Raw genomic sequence first — 20,560 nt, 5'->3', positions numbered from 1 at the left:
TGTTCGTCGTGGCCGGAGGCGGTTGACGAAACCGGTGCAATCTAAAAAAGTGCAATCAAGGAATAGTATATCCAACCTGTACCTGCACCGGAAATGAGCGTGTAGAATGGAGCAAATAATGGGGATCAAATCCTTCCTTCTGGCCACCACCGTCGTGACGAGCGTTGTTGCCGCCGCCACATTCTCCGCCAGCGCACAGGAGCGGGTGGTCAATATCTACAACTGGTCGGATTATATCGACGACTCCATCCTGAAGGATTTCACCAAGGAAACCGGGATCAAGGTCGTCTATGACGTCTATGATTCCAACGAAATCCTCGAAACCAAGCTTCTGGCCGGTGGCAGCGGCTATGATCTCGTTGTTCCGTCGGGCGAATTTCTCGGTCGCCAGATTCCCGCTGGCGTGTTCCTGAAGCTCGACAAGGACAAGCTGCCGAACCTCAAGAATATGTGGGACGAGATTTCGAGCCGCGCCGCAACCTACGATCCGGGCAACGAATACTCGGTCAATTATATGTGGGGCACGACCGGCATTGGCTATAACAAGGCCAAGATCAAGGAAGCGCTGGGCACCGACACTATCGATTCGTGGGACGTGCTGTTTGATCCGGAAAAGTCGGCAAAGCTGAAGGATTGCGGCATCTATCTTCTGGATTCCGCCAGCGAAATGCTGCGTCCGGCTTTGAACTATCTCGGCCTTGATCCGAATTCTCCGTCGCCGGACGACTTGCAGAAGGCGCAGGATCTCTATCTCAAGATCCGCCCGAATATTCGCAAGTTCCACTCGTCGGAATATATCAATGCACTGGCCAATGGCGATATCTGCATGGCCATCGGCTATTCGGGTGACATTTTCCAGGCACGTGATCGCGCCGAGAAGGCCAAGCAGGGCGTCGAGATCGGCTATTCGATCCCGAAGGAAGGCGCTTTGATGTGGTTCGACCAGATGGCAATCCCGGCCGATGCCAAGCACGTGCCGGAAGCGCTGGAATTCATGAATTATATCATGCGTCCGGAAGTGGCGGCCAAGGCTTCGGATTATGTGTTCTACGCGAACGGCAACAAGGCTTCGCAGGAATTCATCAACAAGGACATCCTTGAAGATCCGGCGATCTACCCGACCGCAGACGTCATGAAGAAGCTGTTCGTGCCGACGCCTTATGACACCAAGACCCAGCGCGTGGTGACCCGCGCCTGGACCAAGATCGTCACAGGCCAGTAATAATCGAACGCTATGCCGGGGTATGACCCGCATATGACATTGTGAAGAGCGGCTCACTGTTGGACAGAGGGCCGCTCTACGTCTTGTAAATGCTGCATAATCATCGAAAGCAGTCTCGTTTTGAGGTGGCTTTTGGTTCCGGGTAGATCGGATAGGGGAACGGTATGGAATCTTTTGGCAGCTTTCGCCGCAAATTTGCGCCTTGGAATGACGCGGCGGCCAAGCCCTACATTTCTTTCGAGAATGTGACGAAAATCTTCGGCGATTTCACCGCTGTCGATGATCTGTCGCTGAATGTTTTCAACCGCGAGTTCTTTGCGCTGCTCGGTGCGTCCGGCTGTGGCAAGACCACGCTGATGCGCATGCTGGCAGGCTTCGAGGAGCCGACATCGGGCCGTATCACGCTGGACGGTCAGGATATGCGCGGCATCCCGCCCTATAAACGCCCCGTCAACATGATGTTCCAGTCCTATGCTCTGTTTCCGCATATGACGGTTGAGAGCAATATCGCCTTCGGCCTCAAGCAGGATGGCATGGCGAAATCGGAAATCGATGCGCGCGTTGCGGAAATGCTCAAGCTCGTGAAGCTGGAGCAATATGGCAAGCGCAAGCCGCATCAGTTGTCGGGCGGCCAGCGCCAGCGCGTCGCGCTCGCCCGCTCTGTCGCCAAGCGCCCCAAGGTGCTGCTGCTGGACGAACCGCTTGGTGCGCTCGACAAGAAGCTGCGCGAAGAAACCCAGTTCGAACTGATGGATTTGCAGGTCAAGCTTGGCATGACCTTCATGGTCGTGACCCACGACCAGGAAGAAGCCATGACCATGTCCGACCGTATTGCGGTCATGGACAAGGGCCGCATCAAGCAGGTGGCGACGCCAGCCGAAGTCTATGAAGCGCCGCGTTCCAAATTCGTGGCCGACTTCATCGGCAATGTGAATATCATCGAAGGCGAAGTGGTGAAGTCCGCCAATGGCGAGGCGGAAATCGCCACCGAAAAATTCGGCTTCCATATCCAGACCGAAACCCGCGAGCAGCTCAATCCCGGCCAGAAGGTCTGGTATGCGGTGCGCCCGGAAAAGACCCGCATTTCGCGCACCAAGCCGGAAGAAGCGTCAGTCAACGCGGTGGAAGGTGAGTTGTGGGATATCGCCTATTTCGGCGATATGACGGTTTTCCACGTGCGCCTCGACAATGGCCGCACCATCAAGGCTGCCAGCCTCAACGCGGTGCGCAAGACCGAAAATCCGCTGACCTATGACGAGCGCGTCTGGGTTTCCTTCGATACCGACGCCGGTCTGGTGCTCACAGCGTGAGGATTGCCCCATGCAGAAGCTGATTGCTTCCATCGCCAGCCGCCTCGTCATTGCGATACCCTATTTCTGGCTGCTGGTATTCTTCCTCGTCCCGTTCTTCATCGTCTTCAAGATTTCCCTGTCGGAAGTCGCGATGGCGATCCCGGCCTATATGCCGACATTCGATCTGGCTCAGGGCTTTGCGTCCAATTGGGAGAAGATCAAGCAGCTTTCATTCGCCAATTATCTCTGGCTGCTGGATGACCCGCTTTACTACAAGGCCTATCTGTCGAGCGTTCGCATTGCGGCCATTTCGACATTCCTGACGCTGCTGGTGGCCTATCCGATGGCCTATGGCATTGCGCGCGCGCCGACGACAATCCGCCCGACGCTGCTGATGCTGGTGATCCTGCCGTTCTGGACGTCGTTCCTGATCCGCGTCTATGCGTGGATCGGTATTCTGAAGCCCGAAGGGCTGCTGAACCAGTTTCTGATGTGGCTCAACGTAATCGATACACCGCTCAACATTCTGAACACCGATACGGCGGTCTTTATCGGTATCGTCTATTCCTATCTGCCCTTCATGGTGCTGCCGATCTATTCGTCGCTGGAAAAGATGGACTATTCGCTGATCGAAGCGGCGCAGGATCTGGGCTGCACGCCGTTTGCCGCGTTCTGGAAAATCACGTTTCCGCTGTCGCTTGCCGGTGTGCTGGCAGGCTGTTTCCTTGTCTTCATCCCGGCTGTCGGTGAGTTCGTGATCCCCGATCTTCTTGGTGGATCGCAGACATTGATGATCGGCAAAACGATCTGGAGCGAGTTCTTCTCCAACCGTGACTGGCCGGTATCGTCCGCTGTGGCGGTGGTGCTGCTGATCCTGCTGATCATGCCGATTGTGATCTTCCAGCAGGTGCAGGCACGCGCGCAGGAAAAGGGGAAATAAGCGATGAACAACACCTGGTCCCGTTTCAATATCGCATCGGTGGTTGTGGGCTTCGCCTTCCTCTATCTGCCCATCGTGCTGCTGGTGATCTATTCGTTCAATGAATCCCGGCTGGTGACGGTCTGGGCGGGGTTCTCGACCAAATGGTATGTTGAGCTGTTCCGCAATCAGGCGCTGATGGATGCGGCGTGGGTGACGATCCGTGTCGCCTTCCTGTCGGCCACCATTGCAACCGTGCTGGGCACGCTCGCGGCGCTGGCGCTGACGCGCTATACACGCTTTCGCGGTCGCATCCTGTTTTCAGGCATGGTCTACGCACCGCTGGTCATGCCGGATGTGATCACCGGTCTGTCGCTGCTGCTGCTTTTCGTGGCGATGAATTTCGACCGTGGTTTCTGGACGGTCACGCTGGCCCATATCACATTCGCAATGTGTTTCGTGGCGGTCGTGGTGCAGTCGCGTCTGGTCAGCTTTGATCGCTCACTTGAGGAAGCGGCGATGGATCTCGGCGCGCCGCCGGTCACCACCTTCATGAAGATCACACTGCCGGTGATCCTGCCTGCCGTGGTTTCCGGCTGGATGCTGGCCTTTACCCTGTCGCTCGACGATCTGGTGATTGCAAGCTTCACCTCCGGACCGGGCGCCACCACGCTGCCGATGAAAATCTACAGTCAGGTGCGCCTTGGCGTGACGCCGGAAATCAATGCGGTCTGTACGATCCTGATTGCGCTGGTAACCACAGGCGTCATCATCGCATCTATCGTCAACAAGCGCCGCGAAGTGCAGCGCCGTCGCGATGAGCAGGCAGCATTCCGTATGGGTTAGAGCGGTTCCGGTTAAAACGGAATCTTGGAACCGCTCTATCTATTTGTTTTGACGCATTATCCTACGCAAAACCGTTTCGCACTTTTGCTGGAAATGCTTGGCTTTGATTGGGGCTTTACTGCCCCAATCCGGTTGTCGATGGCGAGATGAAGGGGCGATCCCACGAGCCGCCAACGAAGAAATGCAATGGCGGCTTGGCGGGCGTTTCATTCTCGGCGGGCGCTGGCGCTGGCTGACCTTCCGCTCCGGCCTGCGGCTGCTGTTCTGGCGTTTCAGGCTGGCTGTTGGGGAAGATGACTTCGCCGCTCAGCGCAAGACTGCGATCCACGAAAGGCACGATGCCAGCAAGATTGAGCGTCCCGTCCGATGTGTCGAGGCGTGCGCTTTCCAGCGATGCCACGCCGTCGGAAAGATTGGCCTTGAGGTCAAGCCGGTTGAAAGCCAGCGCAACATTGTCTTTCCGCTCCAGCGCGAAGAAGCGCTCGCTCTGCGCCTTGGTCAGAAAATCCTGAACCGCAAAGCCCTGCATCTGACCGTTGTTCAACTGCACGGACACATTGCCCTGCGCATTCGAAAGCAGGCCGGACCAGCGATTGACCGGTCCTTTCATGAACAGCGAGACATTGCCTTTGCCGCTGATAAACGGCTTGTCGAAACCAAGCGTCGTCAGGAACTGCGTGCTCTCGATGTCGCTCGCGTTAAAACGCAGCTCGCCCGTGGCGCTCTTGAGATCGCGGACGATCTGTACATTGGCCTGCAAGGTTCCGTTGAACCCCTTGGCATCACCAATATCGAAAATCGCACGACCTCCGCGAATCTGGATCGCGGCTGCAACGCCTGTCAGCGTGACGGGGCCTGCCGTGGCGTTCTGGGCGGAAAGACGAAGGTCAAACTCCGAACGGTCGAAGAAACTCGTATCGATGGCGTCCGTATTGCCACGATCATTGGGCGCACGCGCAGTTGTGTCCGGCAGGGGCACAAAAGCGGCGAACAGGCTGCGAAGGTCCAGCTTGTCGAAGGCAAGCGTGCCGGTGACAGCGGGCTGGTCCTGTTCGAGGCCGATTTCAATCACGCCCTTGGCAGGACTGTCGCCAGCGTTCATCTCCACATCGGCAAATTTCCAGCGTTTCGGCGTGGCTGTGATGGTGGAATCGAGCGAAAACGCACCAACCTGTGAGCTGCCCGCGATAGGCGGCAGGCTCAGCCAGCGCACCGCTCCGCTCAAAGACGGCGTCTTGGCGCTCAGATCGCCTTCGAAGAAGCGGTCTTCCGAAATATTTGCCTTGCCCTGAAAGGTAAGGCTCAGCGGATTGGCGGTAAAGCTCGCCGTCACATCCGAGGTGCCGCCTGCCAGAAGCGGCAGGGCCTGTGCCGCTGTGATGCTGAACTGCGAGGCTTCATTGCGCCATTTACCGCTGCCGCGCAGCGTCGCCGCGCTCGACGTCTGGGGCCATTCCAGCGTCATGTTCACATTGGTCAGCTGTTCATCCTTGGCGGGGTCGCCACCGTTCCCGCCGCCATTTTCAGGGCGCGGAAATGAAACCGTTCCATCGCGTACCACCACGCGGCCGAAAGGCTGCGATGCCTGTTCAGCGGCCTGCGTGTTGTTGTTTGTGCCGCGCTGCTGCAAGGCGCGCTGTGCACGGATCGCCGTACCGAGACGGCCGTTGGAATTGGCAATGGCGTCGAGCAGCGCAGGGAAATTGGAAACCGGCCCGTCGAGATTGACATGCGGGCGCACGATCTGCGTTTCCGAGAAGGAAATATGCCCCATGATCGCATCGAGTGGCGACAGTTCCACGTCAATGCGGGCCGCACTCATGAAGGGCTTCTGGCCCTGTTCGGTCATCTTGCTCAAGGTGACGCCATTCAGCGATGCGCGCAGCACGGGGAAGACTTTCAGGCGAGGCGCTTCGCGCAGCTCGACGCTATAGCCGGTCCAGGCGCTGATTTCCTGCGCCACGCGCACGCGGATTGCATCGGTCGAGACGATGAAAGGCACCACGGCCAGCAAGGTCGCTGCAGCCGCGGCACAAAGAATGACGAGCGCGATGACAAGGCGTGCGAACTTAGGCCAGCGCATCAACCATCCGATCCCTAATTCCTCTTAATCCGGTTTAAACGAGCAGCACCACAAAGCAAAGCCGCCTTCGCAGATTCGGTTTAGAACGGTTCTTCCTTTAATGGAATCGCTGAAATTGCTTTCGCGTCGTTCCTGACGCAAAACCGTGTCACAATTTTGCTGGCAACGCGCTATGGTTAATCAATTGCTGTCTGAAATTTAACCCTGATTTTACAGTCGCTACGAATGTGTAAATTCTGAACGACGAAATTAAGGTCGCATTAACTGGCATTATGCGAGAAAGCGTTAACACAACGGGTGATGATCGAGCCGCCGTTTCCGGCATCCTCTTGCAAGTTGCTTTTGTGTCTTTGTCTCTGAGATTCTTGTAGCGCCGGCTTTGCCCGGCGCTTTTTTTTGGAAATCGGGATGGAGCTGATCAGTCAGCCAGAACCCGTGTCGGCGGGAAAAGAATTTCCACAACAGTGCCGCGACCGGGCGTCGAGTCGATTGCGAACTGGGCGCGGTTGGCTTCAACCATCGCCTTGGTGAGCGGCAATCCGAGGCCGGTGCCTTCATTGCGCCAGTCGCGCGCCTGTTCATTTTGGCGGCGCTGCGAAGCGTTGACCTGACGGAACGGCTTTAGCGCCTGCTCGACTTCCGACTTGGTCATGCCGATGCCCGTATCGCGCACCCGCATTGCCACGTCGCCATTCATTTCATAGCTGGTCGAGACAATGACCTGACCGCCGGGTGCGGTAAACCGCACGGCATTGGACAGGAGATTGAGCGCCACCTGCTTGATCGAACGCGCATCCGCGACGATGTCCGGCAGATTGGACTGGAAGCTGGAGCGAATGATGATGCGCTCACGGTTTGCCTGCGGCTGCATCAGCGCAATGGCCTCGGCAATTGCATCGTTGAGCGACACCGCTTCAAACTGCATTTCAAGCCCACCGGCCTCGATCTTGGAGATATCCAGCAGGTCATTGACGAGCGCCAGCACATGATTGCCGGAGCGGTTGATATCCCGCAGATAATCACGATAGCGATCATTGCCGATGGGGCCGAATTTCTCGTCAGCCATCAGCTCGGAAAAGCCGATAATGGCATTCAGCGGCGTGCGGATTTCATGGCTGATACGCGCCAGAAAATCGGTTTTCTGGTTGGAGGCGCGTTCGGCCTCCTTGCGCGCATTTGTCAGTTCTTCTTCCGTGCGCTTCCACTGCGTGATGTCGCGCAGCACGGCGCAGAAACCCCGCTTCTGCGGCAGCTTGCCGATGGTCATGAAGAGCGGGATGAAACCGCCCTTGGCTTCACGACCGATCACTTCGCGTCCATCATTGAGCACGCTCAAGACGCCATTGCCGGATAGTCCGCTCAGATAATCCATTGCCGCGCGCTGGCTTTCGATGGCGAACAGCATGGAGAAGAACTTGCCTTCCGTCTCGTCACGATCATAGCCGAAGAGAGCGGATGCCGAATGGTTCATGGAGCGGATGCGCCCTTCCGGGTCGATCAGCACGACGCCATCGGTCGCTGTGTCGAGGATGGTTTTCAGCTCATCCACATGGGCTTCCAGCGCCTGCTTTTCCTCATCATCGGTGACGGATTGCGGAACGGTTGCTTCGACAGGCGCAATTGCGGCTGGCGTCTCGACAACAGGCATGAGGCTCAGCAACAAGGCGCGACCGCCCTGCCATGCAATCGCATTCAGATGTGCGTCGACCGGCTGTTCGCTGCCATCGGCATGACGCAACACCATGCCCTGACGCGGCGCATGGTCGTCGCTTTCACTGTTGAACAGCGCTTCCACACCGCCCGCATGGCGGATGTCTTCAATGGCATCATAGCCGGTGAGATCAAGCAGCGCCTGATTGACGTAATGCACTTCGTCGCCGGAATGAATGATTACGGGAACCGGCAGATTGGCAAGCAGGGCCGTCTCGTCGATGGCAGCCGGTTCATGAGCATCGTTGTCGGCAGGGCTTTCGACCTGCTGCTCTTCGCGCTGCGAAACCGTGGACTGCTCAACGGGAATTTCTGCAATCGGAACGGCAGGTTCGATAATTGGTGCCGCCGGGGCTGATTCAGCGGCGACTTCTTCCGGTGCCGCGACAGGAGTGTCAGCAACCACATTGGAAGCCGCGTCAGCCTGCGAGCTGGAAAGACCCTGCTTGCGCAGGCGGTCTGCGATTTCGCGGAACGCATTACGCTCGGTTTTGGTCAGTCCACCTTCCGGACGTTGTTCGCGCTCTCTGACTTTCAGGAGTTTCGCCTGATCAGCCGCGACCTTTTCCTGTGCAGCCGTATTCAGAAGGTTGATCACCTTGTCTGAATCGCGGCGTCCGGCTGTTGGCGCGATGTTGAGAGGCGGCTTCGGCAGCGTATCGCCGGGATGATCGTCATTGGCGATTTCTTCGGTCAGCGCCAGCACATCGTCGTCAGAGCTATCGTTGTTGACGGCTTCCTGAATTTCAGGCTTACGCTTTTGCGGAATCCCGCCAGCCAGCGCGAGGCCGATCTCTTCCGGGTCTTCCACTGCTTCGTCAGGGCGCACCAGACCAAAGCCGCGGAAGCCGATGAACACGCGATCGCGGGAATAGACCGGCAGAGCGGCCAGTTCCACCGGCACGCGCAGATTGGTGCCTTCGACCGGCCACATCAGGCGTTTGCCCGACCATGTGTCGCGCTTGCTGAGCAGCGAGGCAATGCTGCCATCGTGATCGAAGCCGAACACATTGGCGACGTCGCTGAAACGGCGTCCGGTTACATCCGCCGAATTGGGGCCGACGGTAATGCCGAACTCCGGCGAAATTTCGCTGAAAACGCCATCGGCACTGGTCTTCCAGATGAAGCGGGCAGGCGGTGCATCGCGGTCGAACTGGAAGCCCTGCGGCTTTTGCGTTTCCGCTGCAGGCTCGCTGACGGTTTCAGCCACTGGCGCAGCGACCGTCTCTTCCTGAACGGTTGCTTCCTGTTCAGGAAGCATCTCTTCAAGAATTTCTTCCGCGCCTTCAGGCTGCTGGACAACAGGTTTCGTCGCGACCTGCGCGGGGGCTTCGGCGACGATGCACAGAAGATGCAGCGCGGGTTCATCGATCAGCCGGGCGATTGCGCCCGGTACAGACTGGCGGCCAGCACGGATGCGACGCTTGACGATACGGTCAGACGTATCAGCTGCTTCCACGACCAGATCTTCAAGCGTTGCGGCGGAAATATCGAGCGCGGCGAAGCGCTTGCTTGCCGCTATGACCTTGCAGTCGTCATCGATCAGCGCGACATGTGTGTCGTCATCGCTCAGACCGGCGATGATATCTTCCGCATTGCTCGATACGCCGCTGGTGGTGATCACGAGACCGGCCACCCCATCAGGCAAAACAATGTGAGAAATCCAAAGGCGCGTCAGTTCCGAACGCAGGCCGCCGCCAAGGCGCACCGACACAGCGCGGGGTTCTGCGCTGTTATCGTCGCTGGCGGCTGCGATCTGACGGCGCGCGGCGACAGGCAGATCGATTGCGCTGCCGATCATATCCTCGATACGGTCGAAGCCGAACAGTCTGGCTCCGGCGCCGTTTACCCAAAGCACAGCCGACAGATCGCGTGTCAGCACGATCTGCGCATCGCCTTTGGCAAAGCCTTCGCGGATAGCGTCCAGCGCGGCAATATCGATGAATGGGTATGATCCAGACATACCGGTCCTTATCTGTTCTTTCGACCGCCCCGTCGTAGCCATTAACCGCCTGTTAATAAGCTCACTGAGGCCGCGGGTCCATATTCCCATACGGTATGAGCCCGATTTTCTGTTTCATTAGTTAATGCCGGAATGGCAATTTTACAGGTTGTGCCCGATATTTCGGTTGTTCACAGCCAGCCGCCTGCAATGGTTACCAGTCTCTGTAGAATATGGGTGGAATTCGACATTGAATCCGACAATTGGGAATTTATGAAAAAAGAGCGCTATAATCGCTTGCAATATGGATCGATTCTCCGTATGTGACCCCCTGTCGGCGGCGCTGAGGCGCTAACACCGGCAAAGGTACGCGGTCGTAGCTCAGTTGGTTAGAGCGCAGGATTGTGGCTCCTGAGGTCGTTGGTTCAACTCCAACCGACCGTACCATTTCTCTCCCAGGCCATTTCACTAACACATTGAGTTTACTGCGGGATTGGACAATCTCGCCGTGACGCCGTTGTCGCTTGCAGCAAACTTGGCTACATTCGCGGCTTTGAAGGCTATATTCAAGGACCTCGCAATGATCGGATGCATGCCACCGCTTATCCTGCTGATTTTGGGGGCTGGCATTGGCGCATTGATCGGTGGCAGCACCGATGCGGTTTATGGTGGGCTTATTGGTCTGGCCATTGGGCTTGTTGTGATGGTCATTCTTATATGGATATTGATGAAAGCCCGCAATCGATAGGCCGCTTTACCCGACCGCTACGAGTGAGTTTTATCGACGTATGTACGTTTGGTAAGCCAATTCCGGTCGCAGTTTTCCAGGAAAACAACAAAGGCCAGAGCTGAGCTCTGGCCTTTGCTTTTAAATACTGGAGGTCAAATCTGGCTGGGCTTACCGGCCAGCGAGAATGCCAGCGATGATGCCCGTTGCCGTGGTGACCAGCAGGAACTGGTTGTCGACTTTCACCCAGCGCTGGCCTGGACCCGGACGGCGGAGGCCGTAGCGATTGTAGTCGCGTACTTCCGGATGACGACGCCAGTCATTGTAACGCTGACCCTTGGACCAATGCTGACGGCCATGATCACGACGATCATTACGGCCAAATTCCTTGCCATGCGACGGGCGTGGCTTCTGCTCCATGCGGTGCGGACCCGGCTTGCGCTGATAATCCTGTGCTTGTGCTGCCAGCGGCGCGCCGATGAAGGAAAGGGCTACGGCTGCAAGAATGACTTTTTTGAACATCATGTTCTCCTTTGCTGTGGGGTGGACACTATTGGGAGACGAGTGAACGGAAGATGAATGGCAGCATTTTGAAACATTAAATAAAATCAATGTGATATTAACGCTTTGTTAACCATGGCTTTATGTGTGTCGAAACCTGTTCGATCAGGATGGAAACACTTGACCGGTCGGGCATCGGAACGTAATAGTGTTACGACGGTTCCCCGACCGAGAGTGAAGGGGATTAATAGGGAACACGGTGAGGACGACCCGAAAAGGGACCGAGACCGTGGCTGCCCCCGCAACTGTAAGCGGATTGCTGTCCATCCTCGTGACGCCAACAGGCGTCATGCCACTGTGTTCCACCGGCAAAAGCTGAGAGACACGGGAAGGCAGATGGGAGCGATTATCCGCAAGCCAGGAGACCTGCCGTCATAGGGCTTTGAGCCCACCATCATCCATTGTCACGGGCGGGGATGCCCGGAGCAGGAGCAGGTTATGACAGCACATCGCGCTGCAAAGCGCTTTTTTACATCGTCATTCATATCCCCGGATATCTCCGTTTGCTCACGGTGCCTTATCGCTGCCGTCCGCTGACGTGGCCACATCTTTCATTATTTCGGGGATTCTCATGACATTCCACGGCAAGACGTCGTTCCGCGCAGCTTTATGCGCTCTTTCATTGTTTGCAGGCGTGCCGGCACTTCAGGCTGCAGAAACGCAATATCCGCTGACGCTGAAGAACTGCGGACGCGACGTTACTTTCAAACAGGCCCCGACGCGCGCGGTGGCTGTTGGCCAAAGCAGCACGGAAATTCTGTACAGCCTCGGTCTCGGCGATAAGGTGGTCGGCACGGCAGTGTGGTTTGGCCCGGTGCTCAAGGGTTTTGAAGAGGTCAATGCCAAGGTCAAGCGGCTGGCCGATAACGATCCGAGCTTTGAAAGCGTTCTGGCGCAGAAGCCCGATATCGTGACGGCGGATTTCCAGTGGCATGTCGGTCCGAACGGCATCGTCGCCAAGCCGGAACAATTCGAGGAACTGGGCATACCAGCCTATACGTCGCCTTCGGATTGCGTCGGCAAGGATAATTCCGGCGGTGGCGATGGCGTGCGCACGGCGGCCTTCACGATGGATGTCGTCTACCAGGAAATCGGCGAGCTGGCCGCGATCTTCAATGTGCAGGATCGTGGTGAAAAGCTCATTGCCGAACTGAAAGGGCGTGAAGAAGCGGCGCGCAGCAAGATTGGCGCCAGCGGCGGCAAGCTGTCGGCGGCTGTCTGGTTCTCCAGCACGCAGATCGATGCCGATCCCTATATCGCCGGTAAGTTCGGCGCTCCGGCCTATATTCTGTCAGCGCTTGGCATCAAGAATGTGGTCGACAGCGAAGAAGAGTGGCCGACGGTCGGCTGGGAGACGATTGCAAAGTCCAACCCGTCGATGATCGTGGCTGCCAAGCTGGATCGTCGCCGCTATCCGGCGGACGATATTGCCGTGAAGCACAAGTTCCTCGAAAGCGATCCGGTGACAAGCCTGATGCCAGCCGTCAAGGGCGGTCATGTCTTCGACATGGATGCGCAGTCGATGAGCACATCGCTGCGGGTGATTGAGGGCATTGAAACGCTGGCGGCGGCAATCGCTGCTTCGGACCTCAACAAATGACGGCATTGGTGGCCATAGGAAGGCTTCCTTTCAACAACAAGGTGAGCGCCGGGGTTCTGGCGCTCATTCTGCTGCTTGCTGCCCTGTGGCTGGGCGCGGCGATTGGTGAAACCGCCATACCGCTGGATGTGGTGGCGAAGACCGTCGCCAACCGGCTGTGGCATGCAGGCTATGTGCTCGATCCCATCGATGAGGGGATCGTGTGGAGCTATCGTCTCAGCCGCGCCGTGGTCGCGGCATGCTGCGGCGCGGCGCTGGCGCTTTCCGGCGTTGTGCTGCAATCACTGCTGCGCAATTCGCTCGCTGATCCATATATTCTGGGCATCTCCGCCGGGGCATCGACCGGGGCTGTCAGCGTTGCCATTCTTGGCATTGGCGCTGGCGTTCTCACCCTTTCGCTTGGCGCATTCATCGGGGCGATACTTGCCTTCGTTCTGGTTTCACTGCTGGCGCTGAAAGCCGGGCGCGGCAACAGCGCCATCATTCTGGCTGGTATAGCCGGCTCGCAGCTTTTCAACGCGCTGACCTCGTTCATCGTGACAAAGGCCGCCAATGCCGAACAGGCGCGGGGCATCATGTTCTGGCTTCTCGGCAATCTTTCCGGCGTGCGCTGGCCCGATGTGACGCTGGCGCTGCCTGCCTGCCTGATCGGCCTGGTCATCTGCCTGTGGCATGCGCGTGCGCTCGATGCTTTCACGTTTGGTGCGGAATCCGCCGCTTCGCTCGGCATTCCGGTGCGGCGCGTCTATGCGGTGCTGATTGGCGCCAGCGCCATGATGACGGCGGTGATGGTTTCCATCGTCGGGTCCATCGGCTTTATCGGCCTTGTCATTCCCCATGCGGCGCGGATGATTGTTGGCGTGCGACATGGCGCACTATTGCCGGTCAGTGCGCTGATCGGCGCAATCTTCATGATCGCGGCCGATATCGTGTCGCGCATTATCGTGCCGGGACAGGTGCTGCCCATCGGGGTTGTGACTGCGCTGGTCGGCGCTCCGGCCTTTGCGCTGCTGCTCGGACAGAGGAGGGCGCGCGCATGATGCTGTCGGCGCAAAATGTTTCCTGGATGGCGGGTGGCGCAGAAATCCTGAGCGGCGTCTCGCTTGAGGTGATTGAAGGCGAGTTTCTCGGCATTATCGGGCCGAACGGCTCCGGCAAGACGACACTTCTGTCGCTGCTTTCAGGTCTGAAGCGTCCGCGCAGCGGTGCGGTGCAACTCGGCGAAGCGCCGATTGAACGCTTCAACCGCCGCGAGATTGCGCGCTTGCTGGCGCTGGTCGAGCAACAGGCGGAAACGACCGAGCGCATTACGGCGCGCCAGGCGGTGGAGCTAGGGCGCACGCCCTATCTCGGCGCTCTGTCACCATGGTCTGCTGAAGATGACGCCATCGTCGATCATGCGCTGGCGCATGTGGATATGACACATCTGGCCAAACGCAACTGGCATACGCTGTCGGGCGGTGAACGTCAGCGCCTGCATATTGCCCGCGCTTTGGCGCAGCAGCCGCGCATCTTGCTGCTGGACGAGCCGACCAATCACCTCGATATCGGGCACCAGATCGGGCTTCTCGATCTCGTCCGTCGGCAGAGCCAGAGCAACGGGCTGACCGTAGTGGCAGCGCTGCACGATCTCAACCATGCCGCCATGTTCTGCGACCGCATTGCGGTGATGGACAAGGGACGGCTGGCGGCGCTCGGCGCACCGCGAGACGTGTTGACGGCGGAGCGTATCCGTTCCGTATTTGGCGTCGATGTGGAGGTCGAGCATATGGGTGCCAGCGGTTGTCATATCCGCTATTGCGCACCGGGGCATGTGCATGAAGCGCCGGTGCTGCAGCTGCGTACAGCTTAGCACTATAGTTGCATTCTTCGTGATGCCGGTCTGCAACGAGCGATTTCCTGCGCTCCGGTGCTCACGTACCCTTAAGTACGCTCCGCTCCGGTGCTCAAAAATCACTCGTTTCGCCGCGGCCTGACGAATTTGCAACTGTAGTGCTAGTTTAAAGCGGCTTTCAAGCGGCGCTGTTCCAGTCCGAGCCCCAATTCTTCCGCGCGGGCGATGATCGGAGCAAAGCGGCGCTGCTTCTTTTCCTCGTGATTGGAAGCAATGTCGGCAATGCGGTGCTTCAGGAACGGGTTGAGAAAACGCTCGCGAACGGAAACCACATAGGCTTCCGCCGCATCGCCTAGCCCATCGGCTGCAAATACCGGCAGCACTTCTTCGCGCCACAGGGCTTCCAGCTCGTTGCGAATGGTTTCATCCTGCATAGCTTCCAGCACGATTTCGTCTTTGGGGCGATTGCCCTTCACCCACCGTTCGGCAATGAAGCTATGGCCGAGATTGAGCAGATAAAGCTTCAGCCGCTCATAGCGCGCCAGATCGTCGGTGACGACAATATCCTTGTGGCGGCATGGCAGTGTCAGGCCTTGCGCCTGTTCGATAGCCCAGATCGCATAGGGTTCGGCGATAGCGCCGACCGGCTCAATTGCTTCGGAGACGATGCGGTCCACCAGACTATTGGCAAAGATGCAGCGCGTTGCCAGCCATTCGACAAAGCCGTTCGGCAGCTTCCATTCCTGCGCCAGCCCGATCAGGATGGCGCGCAGTTTGTCGCCGTTGCGGGAAATCAGCTCGCACGGGAAAATCGAAAGCGGCGCATCCGGGTTGTTCTGCCAGCGATGATGCAGAAGCACGAGCAGCTTGGCGGGAAAGCTCTTCGGCAGGGCCTGCGGATTGGCGAGCAGTGAAGCGTCGTCGCTCGCGTCCAGCTCATAGCCCTTGTCGCCGGTGTTCGAGAGGATAACCTGAACAGTCGCGCCAAGATCGAGAATCTCGGCCCAGTCGGTATGGGCGGAATAAGCGGCGGTCACGCCCTTGGCGTTGTGCTCCGTTTCCGACGGCTTGCCATCGACCAGACCGCGGATCACGACGGGATAGGTCTTGCCTTCATTCAGTGCGGCGATGCGTTGCGCGCTCTGCGGGTTGGACGTTGTCTGCACCACGGCAATCGTGCCGATTGCATCGCCTGTCGCCAGCGCTTCGGCGATGAAGAAATCGGCATGGGCGAGCAGAAAACGGCTGGTGCCGAATTGAAGAATCGCTGGCTTGTTTTGCATGGCATGCTCCCGAATTTGTAACCGTAGTGCTACGCGATCTGCGCCAAATTGGTCAAGCCAATAGGTTCTGACCGCAAAAATAGGGGTGAATTTTTCTGGAGCGCTGCGCGATTTGCCGCATTTTCGCACCGATTCAGGCATATTGCGCTTCCCGTTGGCTGGAATTATGGTAAGGCCAATTTGGGAGTGATGATGAGCGACTTTGCGGCCACAGCGGAACCTCGCAGGCTTTACCAGCAGATTGCCGACCGGGTGAGAAGTCTCATTCAGGCCGGGCAGTTTCCGGTGGGAAGCAGGCTTCCGGCTGAGCGCGAGCTTGCCCAGCAACTGGGCGTGTCGCGCCCGTCGCTGCGTGAGGCGCTGATCGCTCTCGAGATTGCAGGCAATGTCGAAATCCGGATGGGTTCCGGCATTTATGTCAATGCCGATCCGGAAAAGCGTGTCGTTACGCAAGGTGTATCCATTGGCGAAAGCCCGCTGGAAATCATGCAGGCGCGCGAGCTGATTGAAGGCAGCGTGGTGGTGATGGCCTGTGCGCGCATGACGCCGGAGCCGCTTGCCGCATTGCGCGCGACGCTCGACGAGATGCGGGCCAATGTGCATGTCGACCGCCGGGCGATGGAGCTTGACCGGCAGTTTCACCTGTTGCTGGCCGAACAGGCGGGCAATTCGGTGGTGGTGCGGATCATCCGCGACCTCTTCGACGAGCGGCACAGCCCGCTGACGTCGCAGATCAGGACGCGGTTTGAGAATAACGATACGTGGGTTCTGGCTTTGGCAGAACACGAAATCATCTATGCGGCGCTGGAGGCGAGGGATCCGCTTCAGGCGCAGGCAGCCATGCGAACGCATCTGGAGCAATCCAAACAGCGTTGGATGGATAACGAGCCGCGTGACAGGTCATTCGCGGCGACATGAATTGGGAGTGAGGTCAGACATATGAATATTTCCGTTTCCCCGGCTGCAACGCCGGTCATCTTGCTGCATCCATCCGACGACGTCGCGGTTGCGCGCATTTCCGTTCGCGCTGGCGACCCCATCGGGCTGGAAGGCATCAATGCCCGCGAGCTGATCGGTCGTGGCCATAAGGTTGCCATTCGCGCCATTCCCGAAGGCAAGGAAGTTCTGAAATACGGACAGGTCATCGGCGTCGCCACCAAGGACATCGAGGCTGGCGAGCATGTGCATCTGCAAAACCTCGCCATGCTGCCTTCCGAGCACGAGCACCAGTTCTCCATCGATATCGAAGAACGCGGCATGCTGCCGGAAGCCGAACGCCGCCATTTCATGGGCTATGATCGCGGCGCTGGCGGTGTCGGCACGCGCAATTATATCGGCGTCATCTCGTCGGTGAACTGCTCGGCCACCGTGTCGCGTTATATCGCCGACTATTTCAATCGCATGGGCGGACTTGACGGTTTCGACAATGTCGATGGCGTCGTCGCGTTGACGCATGGCAGCGGTTGCGCGATCAACACCAAGTCGGAAGGCTATCGCCTGTTGATCCGCACCATTCAGGGCTATGCCAAGCACCCGAATTTTGGCGGCATCCTGCTGATCGGCCTTGGCTGTGAAACCAACCAGATCGCGCCGATCCTCGAACATTATCGCATGGAAGAAGGCACACGCCTGCGCACCATGACGATCCAGCAGCATGGCGGCACGCGCAAGACCATCGATCATGCGATTTCCGAGATCAAGGAAATGCTGCCGCTGGTCAACTCCGCGGTGCGCACCAAACAGCCGCTGTCGAAGCTGAAAGTGGCGCTGGAATGCGGCGGCTCGGACGGCTATTCCGGCATTTCGGCCAATCCGGCGCTGGGCTATGCCTCGGACCTTATCGTGCGCAATGGCGGCACGACCGTTCTGGCGGAAACGCCGGAAATCTACGGCGCAGAACATTTGCTGACGCGCCGCGCCGTGACGCCAGCAGTGGCCGAAAAGCTGTTGCAGCGCATCGACTGGTGGCGCGATTACACCGCGCGCAACGGCGATGAACTCAACAACAATCCATCGCATGGCAACAAGCTTGGCGGCCTGACCACCATTCTGGAAAAGTCGCTCGGTGCCGTTGCCAAGGGTGGCTCCATGCCGCTCAAGGCCGTCTATGAATTTGCCGAAACGGTCACCGAGCCGGGCTTCGTTTTCATGGATACGCCGGGCTATGATCCGGTGGCCGTGACCGGTCAGGTGGCTGGCGGTTGCAATGTCATCTGCTTCACAACGGGCCGTGGTTCGGTTTCCGGCTTCAAGCCTTCGCCTTGCATCAAGATCGCCACGAATTCCGAAATGTACGAGCACATGAAGGAAGACATGGATATCAATTGCGGCGGCATCGTCACCGGCGCGGAAACCATTGAAGAGTCCGGCACGCGCATCTTCGAATATATTATTGCGGCCGCCTCCGGTGAAAAGACGCTGAGCGAAATCTACGACTATGGCGACAATGAATTCGTGCCATGGCAGGTGGGCGCCGTTACCTGATCCGCATCTTTCAATATGTAATCGACAGGAATATCCGATGGTCAAAGCTCTGCGTATCGAGAGCGAAAACGTAACCCGCTTCGCCGAGATCGATGAAGCGCCGCTGCTGCCCGGTCATGTACGCGTCAAGGTGCGCCATGTCGGCCTGTGCGGCAGCGATCTGAACACCTTCAAGGGTCTCAATCCGCTGGTGGAGCTGCCGCGTATTCCGGGGCATGAAATCGGCGGCGAAATCATCGAGGCCGGTGCGGGCGTCGATGCGGCTTATGCTGCGGGCAAGCGGGTCATCGTGCTGCCCTATACGAATTGCGGCGAGTGCTCGTCCTGCCGCAAGGGGCGGCTCAATGCCTGTCGCTATAACAAGACGCTCGGCGTGCAGCAAAATGGCGGCCTCGCCGACCAGATTGTTCTGCCTGCCGAAAAGCTGATCCTGAACGATACGCTGGAGCCACGCCATCTGGCGCTGGTCGAGCCACTGTCGGTGGGCTTCCATGCTGTGGCGCGCGGTCGCGTCGAGGCGGGCGATACGGTGGCTGTGCTTGGCTGCGGCATGATTGGCATGGGCGTGCTGATTGGCGCGGTGGCGCGTGGCGCCAAGGTTATCGCCATTGACCCGAGCGCCGAAAAGCGCGAGCTCGCGCTGCAATTCGGCGCAACCCATGTTCTGGAGAGCGGTGACGATGTCGTGCAAAAGGTCATGGAACTGACCGGAGACGACGGCGTGGATGTCGCTTTCGAAGCGGTTGGCCTGCCAATCACCTTCACGCAGGCGGTCGACCTTGCCTGCTTTGCGGGACGCGTGGTCTATGTCGGCTATTCGAAATCGCCGGTGACCTACCAGACCCAGTTCTTCAACCTGAAGGAACTGGACATTATGGGGTCGCGCAATGCGACGCTGACCGATTTCGAGGCGGTTGTCGCACATCTGGAAAAGCTGGGCGCGGATGCCGATAAGCTTATTTCAAAAGTGTTTCCATTCGAAGAAGCCGAACAGGCGCTGCCCTATTGGGACGGCGATCGCAATGTGCTGAAAATCGTGATCGAGCGGGCTTAATAAGCCGCGTTATCGAGAAAAGGGGAGCCGGTTTGGCTCCCCTTTTTCGTTTCACGGCGCATAGTGCCGCCCTTGCTGGCGCGCCAAAGGCGGCTATGTTATTTTATTACATTATTGGCTCTGTTGAGCAAAAATCTCTGTTGCAAACTTACATTCTGGCTCTTACGCTGCTCCAAATATCAAGGCGGCAAACCAGTTAAAAGCCGTCATCACGACGGGGAATGGCATGGAGCATGCGGGCGAATTTGCAGGAAAATCGGTTCTGATCACCGGCGCAGGCGGCGGGGTCGGCAGTGCGCTTGTGAAGCTGTTTGCGGCGCAAGGCGCGCGCGTCATCGGCTGCGATACAGCGCTGGACCATTTGACGGCAGAAGAGCTTCATAGCCGCCACGCCTTCGATCTGCTGGACCGCAGCATGCTGGAGCCAGCGGCAGAGCAAATCATTGCTGCGGACGGTTTGCCGGATATCGTCATTAACAATGCGGGCTGGACACGCGCGGAAACATTCGACGGTCTTGTCCAGAGCAAGATCGAAGCGGAAATAGACCTCAATCTTACCGCCGTGGCTGGCTTTTCCAACGTCATGGCGCAGGCTATGGCCGCACGCGGGCGGGGCGTCTTCGTGTTTATCTCTTCCGTCAATGCCGTCCTGCATTTCGGCAATCCGGCCTATGCAGCCGCGAAGGCCGGGATCAATGCTTTCGCCAAGGCCATAGCAGTCGAGTTCGGACAAAAGGGCGTGCGCGCCAATGTTGTGTGTCCGGGTTCGATCCGCACTCCGGCCTGGGATCATCGCATTGCGCAGAACCCTGCCGTGCTGGAACGCTTGAAGCGCCTTTATCCGCTTGGGCGCATCGTCGATACGCGGGAGGTGGCGGAGGCGGTGGCCTTTCTGGCTTCTGATCGCGCATCGGGGATTACAGGCGCGATCCTGCCGGTCGATGCCGGGTTGACCGCTGGCAGCAGGCCTTTCATCGACGATATTCTCGGAGGGAACTAGACC

Annotated in this window: 16 protein-coding genes, 1 tRNA gene and 1 riboswitch; of the genes, 13 read left to right on the top strand and 4 right to left on the bottom strand. The window is 58.2% G+C overall.

Annotated features, from left to right (window positions below; genetic code table 11):
• The first annotated feature begins 118 nt into the window (after positions 1-118).
• From FHW03_RS11745 to FHW03_RS11730, 4 genes are all read left to right on the top strand, one after another.
• Entirely contained in the window at positions 119-1,222 is a 1,104-nt protein-coding gene (locus FHW03_RS11745; protein WP_182520778.1) for a polyamine ABC transporter substrate-binding protein, read from the top strand.
• A 164-nt stretch (positions 1,223-1,386) separates the two neighbouring features.
• Positions 1,387-2,532: an ABC transporter ATP-binding protein gene (locus FHW03_RS11740; protein ID WP_138784911.1), complete on the top strand. Its 1,146-nt coding sequence runs from the start codon at positions 1,387-1,389 to the stop codon at positions 2,530-2,532.
• Positions 2,533-2,542: 10 nt separating this feature from the next.
• On the top strand, positions 2,543-3,454 hold the full coding sequence (locus FHW03_RS11735) for an ABC transporter permease subunit (RefSeq protein WP_182520777.1): 912 nt from the start codon (positions 2,543-2,545) through the stop codon (positions 3,452-3,454).
• Between the two features lie 3 nt (positions 3,455-3,457).
• Positions 3,458-4,279, top strand: coding sequence for an ABC transporter permease subunit (locus tag FHW03_RS11730; protein WP_182520776.1), 822 nt, complete (start codon positions 3,458-3,460; stop codon positions 4,277-4,279).
• 115 nt (positions 4,280-4,394) lie between these two features.
• Here FHW03_RS11730 and FHW03_RS11725 read toward each other — a convergent pair whose 3' ends face one another.
• A complete protein-coding gene (locus FHW03_RS11725; protein ID WP_182520775.1) occupies positions 4,395-6,362 on the bottom strand; it encodes an AsmA-like C-terminal region-containing protein in 1,968 nt (655 codons plus the stop codon).
• A 418-nt stretch (positions 6,363-6,780) separates the two neighbouring features.
• The gene (pdhS, locus tag FHW03_RS11720; protein ID WP_182520774.1) at positions 6,781-10,035 is read right to left on the bottom strand and encodes a cell-division control histidine kinase PdhS; all 3,255 of its coding nucleotides are present in this window, start codon (positions 10,033-10,035) and stop codon (positions 6,781-6,783) included.
• Positions 10,036-10,384: 349 nt separating this feature from the next.
• Here pdhS and FHW03_RS11715 point away from each other — a divergent pair.
• A tRNA-His gene (locus FHW03_RS11715) sits at positions 10,385-10,461 on the top strand.
• 145 nt (positions 10,462-10,606) lie between these two features.
• On the top strand, positions 10,607-10,762 hold the full coding sequence (locus tag FHW03_RS11710; RefSeq protein ID WP_182520862.1) for a hypothetical protein: 156 nt from the start codon (positions 10,607-10,609) through the stop codon (positions 10,760-10,762).
• A gap of 150 nt (positions 10,763-10,912) precedes the next feature.
• Here the strand turns inward: FHW03_RS11710 and FHW03_RS11705 are convergent, their stop codons facing one another.
• Entirely contained in the window at positions 10,913-11,263 is a 351-nt protein-coding gene (locus tag FHW03_RS11705; protein WP_182520857.1) for an RcnB family protein, read from the bottom strand.
• A 179-nt stretch (positions 11,264-11,442) separates the two neighbouring features.
• Positions 11,443-11,691: riboswitch (cobalamin riboswitch) on the top strand.
• A gap of 182 nt (positions 11,692-11,873) precedes the next feature.
• Here FHW03_RS11705 and FHW03_RS11700 point away from each other — a divergent pair.
• From FHW03_RS11700 to FHW03_RS11690, 3 genes are read left to right on the top strand one after another with little or no spacing between them, the layout of a single operon-like run.
• Complete coding sequence (locus tag FHW03_RS11700) at positions 11,874-12,902, top strand: ABC transporter substrate-binding protein (RefSeq protein WP_182520773.1); 1,029 nt, start codon at positions 11,874-11,876, stop codon at positions 12,900-12,902.
• Positions 12,899-13,942: an iron ABC transporter permease gene (locus FHW03_RS11695; RefSeq protein WP_182520772.1), complete on the top strand. Its 1,044-nt coding sequence runs from the start codon at positions 12,899-12,901 to the stop codon at positions 13,940-13,942. Before FHW03_RS11700 ends, FHW03_RS11695 begins: the two co-directional genes overlap by 4 nt.
• Positions 13,939-14,754: an ABC transporter ATP-binding protein gene (locus FHW03_RS11690; RefSeq protein WP_182520771.1), complete on the top strand. Its 816-nt coding sequence runs from the start codon at positions 13,939-13,941 to the stop codon at positions 14,752-14,754. Before FHW03_RS11695 ends, FHW03_RS11690 begins: the two co-directional genes overlap by 4 nt.
• 143 nt (positions 14,755-14,897) lie before the next feature.
• On the opposite strand, the gene FHW03_RS11685 is transcribed toward FHW03_RS11690, so the two are convergent.
• Positions 14,898-16,019 carry a mannitol dehydrogenase family protein gene (locus tag FHW03_RS11685; protein ID WP_182520770.1) on the bottom strand — a complete coding sequence of 374 codons (1,122 nt, stop codon included), beginning with the start codon at positions 16,017-16,019 and terminating at the stop codon, positions 14,898-14,900.
• A gap of 192 nt (positions 16,020-16,211) precedes the next feature.
• Between FHW03_RS11685 and FHW03_RS11680 the strand changes: the two genes are divergently transcribed.
• The 4 genes from FHW03_RS11680 (at position 16,212) to FHW03_RS11665 (ending at position 20,557) form a co-directional block, all read left to right on the top strand.
• The gene (locus FHW03_RS11680) at positions 16,212-16,937 is read left to right on the top strand and encodes a FadR/GntR family transcriptional regulator (protein WP_182520769.1); all 726 of its coding nucleotides are present in this window, start codon (positions 16,212-16,214) and stop codon (positions 16,935-16,937) included.
• A 21-nt stretch (positions 16,938-16,958) separates the two neighbouring features.
• Complete coding sequence (locus FHW03_RS11675; protein ID WP_182520768.1) at positions 16,959-18,503, top strand: altronate dehydratase family protein; 1,545 nt, start codon at positions 16,959-16,961, stop codon at positions 18,501-18,503.
• Positions 18,504-18,540: 37 nt separating this feature from the next.
• On the top strand, positions 18,541-19,557 hold the full coding sequence (locus tag FHW03_RS11670; protein WP_182520767.1) for a zinc-binding alcohol dehydrogenase family protein: 1,017 nt from the start codon (positions 18,541-18,543) through the stop codon (positions 19,555-19,557).
• A 226-nt stretch (positions 19,558-19,783) separates the two neighbouring features.
• A complete protein-coding gene (locus FHW03_RS11665; RefSeq protein WP_182520766.1) occupies positions 19,784-20,557 on the top strand; it encodes an SDR family oxidoreductase in 774 nt (257 codons plus the stop codon).
• Positions 20,558-20,560 lie beyond the last annotated feature (3 nt).

This window comes from Ochrobactrum sp. RH2CCR150 (assembly GCA_014138095.1).
Taxonomy (GTDB): Bacteria; Pseudomonadota; Alphaproteobacteria; order Rhizobiales; family Rhizobiaceae; genus Brucella; species Brucella gambitense.
This window is presented reverse-complemented; position numbering and strand designations above follow the sequence as displayed.

Bases quoted from the DNA above. Each gene is read 5' to 3' on its own strand.
- FHW03_RS11745 (WP_182520778.1), top strand. From the start codon at position 119: ATGGGGATCAAATCCTTCCTTCTGGCCACCACCGTCGTGACGAGCGTT.
- FHW03_RS11740 (WP_138784911.1), top strand. From the start codon at position 1,387: ATGGAATCTTTTGGCAGCTTTCGCCGCAAATTTGCGCCTTGGAATGAC.
- FHW03_RS11735 (WP_182520777.1), top strand. From the start codon at position 2,543: ATGCAGAAGCTGATTGCTTCCATCGCCAGCCGCCTCGTCATTGCGATA.
- FHW03_RS11730 (WP_182520776.1), top strand. From the start codon at position 3,458: ATGAACAACACCTGGTCCCGTTTCAATATCGCATCGGTGGTTGTGGGC.
- FHW03_RS11725 (WP_182520775.1), bottom strand. From the start codon at position 6,362: ATGCGCTGGCCTAAGTTCGCACGCCTTGTCATCGCGCTCGTCATTCTT.
- pdhS (WP_182520774.1), bottom strand. From the start codon at position 10,035: ATGTCTGGATCATACCCATTCATCGATATTGCCGCGCTGGACGCTATC.
- FHW03_RS11710 (WP_182520862.1), top strand. From the start codon at position 10,607: ATGCCACCGCTTATCCTGCTGATTTTGGGGGCTGGCATTGGCGCATTG.
- FHW03_RS11705 (WP_182520857.1), bottom strand. From the start codon at position 11,263: ATGTTCAAAAAAGTCATTCTTGCAGCCGTAGCCCTTTCCTTCATCGGC.
- FHW03_RS11700 (WP_182520773.1), top strand. From the start codon at position 11,874: ATGACATTCCACGGCAAGACGTCGTTCCGCGCAGCTTTATGCGCTCTT.
- FHW03_RS11695 (WP_182520772.1), top strand. From the start codon at position 12,899: ATGACGGCATTGGTGGCCATAGGAAGGCTTCCTTTCAACAACAAGGTG.
- FHW03_RS11690 (WP_182520771.1), top strand. From the start codon at position 13,939: ATGATGCTGTCGGCGCAAAATGTTTCCTGGATGGCGGGTGGCGCAGAA.
- FHW03_RS11685 (WP_182520770.1), bottom strand. From the start codon at position 16,019: ATGCAAAACAAGCCAGCGATTCTTCAATTCGGCACCAGCCGTTTTCTG.
- FHW03_RS11680 (WP_182520769.1), top strand. From the start codon at position 16,212: ATGAGCGACTTTGCGGCCACAGCGGAACCTCGCAGGCTTTACCAGCAG.
- FHW03_RS11675 (WP_182520768.1), top strand. From the start codon at position 16,959: ATGAATATTTCCGTTTCCCCGGCTGCAACGCCGGTCATCTTGCTGCAT.
- FHW03_RS11670 (WP_182520767.1), top strand. From the start codon at position 18,541: ATGGTCAAAGCTCTGCGTATCGAGAGCGAAAACGTAACCCGCTTCGCC.
- FHW03_RS11665 (WP_182520766.1), top strand. From the start codon at position 19,784: ATGGAGCATGCGGGCGAATTTGCAGGAAAATCGGTTCTGATCACCGGC.